Raw genomic sequence first — 5,861 nt, forward strand, 5'->3', positions numbered from 1 at the left:
GACGGTGAAGGCGACGATCGTGTTCGTCTCGCACCGTCCGCCGCTCGTGCAGACCGCCGACCTGGTGATGCTGATGCGGAACGGCATGGTCGAGATGCTGGGTCCGCGTGACGCAGTGATGCGCCAGCTCATGAAGCCGGTCGGTCCGCCGCAGGCCGTCACGGCGCAGCCCGCGGCCGGGGACACGGAGAACGACGTCCGGCAGGGAGCCGTCTGATGGGCACCGCACTCGTTCCCTATGGCCGCTCACGGGCCCTTGTGCGCCGCGAGATCGAGTACTGGGACCGCACCATCGCGCTGCCCGCTGCGCCGCGGATCCGAAGCCTGACGCTGCTCGGCATGGGGGTGTTCCTGGTGTTCGTGGTCGGCTTCGGGTTCTGGGCGTCGTGGTATCCGCTCGCGGAGGCGAGCCTGGCGCAGGGCGCAGTGAAGGTGGAGATGAACCGGCGCAGCATACAGCATGCCGAGGGCGGGATCGTGCGCGAGATCCTCGTGCGCGAGGGCGACCATGTCGTGCCGGGCCAGGTGCTGGTGCGGCTCGATCCGGTACAGGCGGCGGCGGCGCTGCAGGGGCTGGAGGCGCAGCGTCTGGCGCTTCTGGTCCATGCGGCGCGCCTCGAAGCCGAACTCGATGGGTCGGCTCGCATGACCCTGCCGGCGGAGGTGATCGCGGCACGCGGCCGGCCCGAGGTCGCGGCGATGGTCAGCGGCCAGACGGCGATCTTCGAGATGAAGCGTGCGGCCTGGATCAGCAGCGACACCTCCCTGCTGGCGCGCCAGGACCAGCTCCAGGCGACGATCGATGCGCTGGGGCGTCAGATCGCGGCGTCGGTGCGTCAGGTCGAGCTGGTGCGCGAGGAGATCGCGACCGTGGAGGAGCTCCTGCGCCGGGGCCTCGAGCGGCGGCCGCGGCTGCTCGCGCTGCAGCGCGCGGAGGCTGCCCTGATCGGCACCTACGAGGACCAGGTCGGACAGGTCGCGCGCAACCGCGCCCAGATCGCCGAGATCGAACAGACGCTGACGAGCCAGCGCCAGTCGCGCACCGCCGAGGCCGCGCGCGAGCTGCGCGCGGTGCACGAGCGGCTGCTGGAGGTCCAGGAGAAGGTCGTGCGCGCGCGCGACATCAGCCAGCGCCTGGAGGTGCGCGCGCCGGTCGGGGGTGTGGTGATGGGGCTGAAGGTGAACAGCGACGGGGCTGTGGTCAGGCCCGCCGAACCGCTGCTCGACATCGTGCCGGAGGAGCGGCTGGTCGTGGACCTGAAGGTCTCGCCGCTGGACATCGCACGGGTGCATGTCGGTGTGCCGATCGAGCTGCGCTTCACGTCCTTCCCGCAGCGCAACGTACCGCCGGTGCTGACGGAGCTCGCCTGGGTCTCGCCCGATGCCGAGGTGGAGCAGCGCAGCGGCATGCCGTTCTACACCGCCCGCGTGCTGCTGGACGAGGCCGACCTTGCCCAGCTTCCGGGTGGGCGCGTGGTGCCGGGGATGCCGGTCGAGGCGAGCATCATCACCGGCGAGCGCACGATGATCGACTATCTCCTCAAGCCGTTCATCGACAGCTTCCGCAGATCCTTCGTGGAGCGCTGAGCCGTCTGGCCGGGCATGGCCTTTGACACGGTGCCATAGCGTTGATATCAACATATTGACCTGAATGGGGCGGGCGCTGTCGCGGCGGGGCGGCGGATGCGCGCCAGGAACGGAGGACGGGCAGCGATGGCGATGCGGGTAGTGGTCCTTGTCGGCACCAAGAAGGGCGCATTCCTGATCGAGAGCGACGCGGCCCGGCGGTCGTGGTCGCTGCGCGGCCCGTTCTGCGAGGCCTGGCCGATCAACCACGTGATCGCCGAGCCCGGCACGGGGCGCATCCTCGCCGGCGGTGGCAACGAGTGGTTCGGCCCCGCCGTGTGGGCGAGCGACGACCTCGGCGCGACCTGGACGCACTCCTCGAACGGCATGGCCTATGGCGAGGGCGAACCGCCGATCCGCTCGGTCTGGAGCCTCGCCGCGACCAACGGGTCCGTCTACGCGGGCGTCGAGCCGGCCGGCCTGTTCCGCAGCGCGGACCGGGGCGAGACCTGGGACCATGTCTCCGGCCTGCGCGAGCACCCGTCACGCCCGCACTGGCAGCCCGGTGCCGGCGGGCTGATCCTGCACTCGCTGGTGATCGATCCGGCGGATGACCGTCGCCTCTGGGTCGGCATCTCGGCGGGCGGCGTGTTCCATTCCGCGGACGGCGGCGCGCGCTGGGAGCCGCGCAACCGTGGCACGCGCGCGGACTTCAACCCCGAGGACCAGCGCTATCCCGAACACGGCCAGTGCGTGCACTGCCTGGTGAAGGCGCCGGGTCCGCCGGACCTGCTGTACCAGCAGAACCATTGCGGCATGTATCGCAGCGCGGATGGCGGGAAGAGCTGGCAGAGCATCGAGGCGGGGCTTCCGTCCAGCTTCGGCTTCCCGGCGGCGACACATCCTCGCGATCCCGACACGCTCTATCTCGTGCCGCTGAACGGCGACTCGGCCGGGCGCTACGTGCCGGACGGCAAGGTGGCGGTCTGGCGCACCCGCGACGGCGGGGCAAACTGGCAGGATCTGCGCGAAGGGCTGCCCCAGCGCAACGCCTACCTGAACGTGCTGCGCCAGGCGCTGGCGACCGACCGGCTCGAGCCGGCGGGGGTCTATTTCGGCACAGGGACGGGCGCGCTGTTCGCCTCCGCGGACGAGGGCGACAGCTGGGCCTGCATCGCCGAGCATCTGCCGACCATCACCTCGGTCGAGACGCTGGTGCTGAACGGATAGCGGCATCGATCCACTCGCTCGGATGGCGCGTATCCGGCAGAGTCGAGCGGGGATGGACTCGGAGGGGGACGATGCCGCTCTGGAACTGCCGCGACGGCTACGGGTCGGTGACGAAGACACTGCACTGGGTGGTGGTCGCGCTGTTCGCGGCGCAGTACGCCTCGGCGCTGACCATGACGCGGATGGGCGACGGCGTGCGTGCGGCAGGCCTGTCGCGCGATGACCTCTACAACTGGCACAAGACGCTCGGGCTGGTGGCCCTCGCGGTGGCGATCGGGCGGCTGGCGGCGCGCCATGTGGGCGAGCTGCCCGAGTGGGCGCCGAGCCTCTCCCCGGCCGAGCGGCACTTCGTGCACCGGGCCGAGCAGGTGCTCTACGCAGCGATGCTGATCATGCCGGTGAGCGGGTTCGTGTACGTGATGGCGGGCGACTACGGGGTCGCGTTCGCCGGCGTGGTGGAGCTGGCGAACCCGATCGGCCGGTCGGAGACCTTGGCGGCAGTGGCGCGGGTCGTGCACATCGGTGCCGCGATCGTGCTGGCAGCGGCATTGGCAGGCCATGTCGGCCTGGTGCTGCGCCATACGCTGGTGCGGCGCGACGGCCTGGTGTGGCGGATGCTGCCGGCCCGTCGGTAGGGGGGCTGGGAACGCGGGCTGCTGGCGGGCGCGTCCGGAGGGTCTCATGCCGGTCAACCCCTCGGCTGACGCGGCAGGTGAGTGCATCGTCCGCGCTGGGCCGCCGCACCACGGGACCTGGTGCGGCACGTGCTGCCCCGAGCCCCATCCGTTGCAGCCCCGGTCTGCCCCTGATGCGCCTGCGGCAGGGGTCGGCGGTCCCAGGCGCGGCCTGTCGGACCGCGGTCACCAGCGATCGGCAGACGTCGGCGCCTCACGCGGCAGTTCCGTCCCCGTCCATTCGGAACGACCCCGGACGAGGAACTGGGACGTCACCGCGGCCTCGTCGGTTGGGTGTGTGTCCGCACCCGGTGACCGATCCGCGCGCCACCGGGTTCCGCTTTGGCTCGCGTGGTGGCACGCTGGCGGGCTGTTGGTCCCTGGCCGTTGCATGGCGCGCTGGTCATGTCGGCGGCCGCGGTCGCGCATCATCGCGGCATGATCGTCGGGCGCGCGCGCCAGAGGACCGTGACCATCGCGTCGGGCAAACGTGCCACGGGACGAGGGTGAAGCCCTCGCAGGCAGCAGGCCGGGCAGCGGCACGCCTGTCCACCCGGGTGTCGCGCTGGTCGCGGGGGTCGGGTGGAGACCGTCACTCAAGCCATGAGGGAGAGCATGCAGATCCAGCTCAACACGGACAGCACGGTCGAGGGGCGCGAGGCCCTCGCGCATCGCGTCGAAGCCGAGGTCGAACGGATACTGGGTCGGTTTCGCAGCCAGATCACGCGGGTCGAGGTGCACCTCACGGACGTCAACGCGGACAAGACCGTCGGCGCCGACAAGCGATGCCTGATGGAGGCGCGGCCCGCGGGTCGCCAGCCGGTGGCAGTGACGCATCAGGCGCCCACGCTCGAGGAGGCCTATGTCGGCGCCACCCGGAAGCTTCGTGCCGTGCTCGATGCCACCTTCGGTCGGCTGAACGCGCGGAAGGGGGCAGACTCGATCCGGGACATGCCGCCAGGGGAGCCTTGACCGCATGGGGGGATCGCGGCGCGCCTCTGGTGGGCGTCGCGCGGCGCGGCACTGGTCCGGATTGGACCGGAGCGTGGCGTCGGCCCCTGGGGGCGGACGATGGGGCCGGAGTGATCCTGGGTTGACGCGGTCGCGGAACAGGGCTGGCGGACTGCGCTCCGGGCGTCGGTGTCACTCGGGCTGATCCGCCTGGCACGGCTCCTGATCGTGGGGTCGCTGCCAAGCCGCGCGACCGCCGGGGTCGCTTCGGCTGCGTGTGCCGGAGGCATCGGCGGCATCGCCTCAGGCGCATTCCCCACCGGAGGACTGCGGATTGGCCGGCGGACGCAGTCGCAACGCGCGGTCCGAGCGGTGCGGGGTCGTGTGCTCGCCCGCAATCTCGTCCATCGGCGGAACGACCGCGACCGATCCCGCTGGCGGTCCAGCAGCGTCGATCATGCGCGCTCCGACGGGTCCGGTCGTGGGATTGACCTCGCCGCTGTCGCGCGCGCTCGCGATCACGCCAAGGCGAGCAGGCCGCCAGGGCGGCACGCTCTAGTCGAGCGCGGCCCAGCACGCGACCCGATGCGTGCCGGTCTGCGGCGCCAGCACGGGATCGCGCGCTTCGCACATCTCCATGCGCAGCGGGCAGCGCGGCGCAAAGCGGCAGCCGGGCGGAATCTCCGCGGCGTTCGGCACGTCCCCGCCGAGCGGCGCCTCCGGCAGGGCCCCCGGCCGCGGCGGCAGCACCGCCGCGACCAGCGCACGGGTATAGGGATGGCGTGGGGCGGCGAAGATCCGCTCCACCGTCCCCTCTTCGACGATCCGCCCGAGATACATCACCGCGACGCGATCGCAGACTTGCCGCACCACCGCGAGGTTGTGCGAGATGAACAGATAGGTGAGGCCCAGCCGCGCACGCAGCTCGCCCAGGAAGTCGAGGATCTGCGCCTGCACCGAGACGTCGAGCGCGCTGGTCGGCTCGTCCAGCACCACGAGCTTCGGCTCGAGCGCGAGCGCGCGCGCGATGCACACGCGCTGCTTCTGCCCGCCCGACAGCTCGTGAGGGAAGCGCCAGAGGAAGGTCTCCGGCAGCCCGACCTGCACCAGCAGCGCGGCGACCCGCGCGCGCAGCGCGACACCCGAGGCGATCCCCTGCACCACCAGCGGCTCGGCCACCGACTGGAACACCGTCCGCCGGGGGTTGAGCGCGGCGTGCGGGTTCTGGAAGATGATCTGCATGTCGCGCCGGAGCGGGCGCAGCGCGCTGTCGGTGAGGCCGGTGATCTCGCGCCCCGCAAACCGGATGGTCCCGGCCGTCGGTGCGATCAGCCCCATCACCAGCCGCGCCACGGTGGACTTGCCGCAGCCGGACTCGCCGACCAGGCCGAGCGCCTGGCCCTGATGCAGTGCAAGGTCGATGCCGTCCACCGCGCGCAG

5 protein-coding genes and 1 pseudogene are annotated in these 5,861 nt (G+C 71.6%); 5 read left to right on the forward strand and 1 reads right to left on the reverse strand.

Features of this window, described 5'->3' with window-relative positions:
- The 5 genes and pseudogenes from ACTIFU_RS22035 to ACTIFU_RS22055 all read left to right on the forward strand — a co-directional run.
- Nucleotides 1-217, forward strand: a pseudogene (locus tag ACTIFU_RS22035) (type I secretion system permease/ATPase); the annotation flags it as partial.
- Nucleotides 217-1,587 carry an HlyD family type I secretion periplasmic adaptor subunit gene (locus tag ACTIFU_RS22040; protein WP_439580471.1) on the forward strand — a complete coding sequence of 457 codons (1,371 nt, stop codon included), beginning with the start codon at nucleotides 217-219 and terminating at the stop codon, nucleotides 1,585-1,587. The pseudogene ACTIFU_RS22035 and the gene ACTIFU_RS22040, both read left to right, overlap by 1 nt.
- A gap of 126 nt (nucleotides 1,588-1,713) precedes the next feature.
- A complete protein-coding gene (locus ACTIFU_RS22045; RefSeq protein WP_439580472.1) occupies nucleotides 1,714-2,796 on the forward strand; it encodes a WD40/YVTN/BNR-like repeat-containing protein in 1,083 nt (360 codons plus the stop codon).
- Between the two features lie 71 nt (nucleotides 2,797-2,867).
- A complete protein-coding gene (locus tag ACTIFU_RS22050) occupies nucleotides 2,868-3,431 on the forward strand; it encodes a cytochrome b (protein ID WP_439580473.1) in 564 nt (187 codons plus the stop codon).
- Nucleotides 3,432-4,085: 654 nt separating this feature from the next.
- Nucleotides 4,086-4,442 (forward strand): HPF/RaiA family ribosome-associated protein, encoded by a 357-nt coding sequence (locus tag ACTIFU_RS22055; protein ID WP_439580474.1) that lies wholly within the window; start codon nucleotides 4,086-4,088, stop codon nucleotides 4,440-4,442.
- Nucleotides 4,443-4,976: 534 nt separating this feature from the next.
- Here the strand turns inward: ACTIFU_RS22055 and ACTIFU_RS22060 are convergent.
- Nucleotides 4,977-5,861: ABC transporter ATP-binding protein (locus ACTIFU_RS22060; protein ID WP_439580475.1), on the reverse strand; the 885-nt coding region annotated here is incomplete at its 5' end.

The sequence above is a fragment of the Elioraea sp. genome (assembly GCF_051860475.1).
GTDB lineage: Bacteria > Pseudomonadota > Alphaproteobacteria > Acetobacterales > Acetobacteraceae > Elioraea.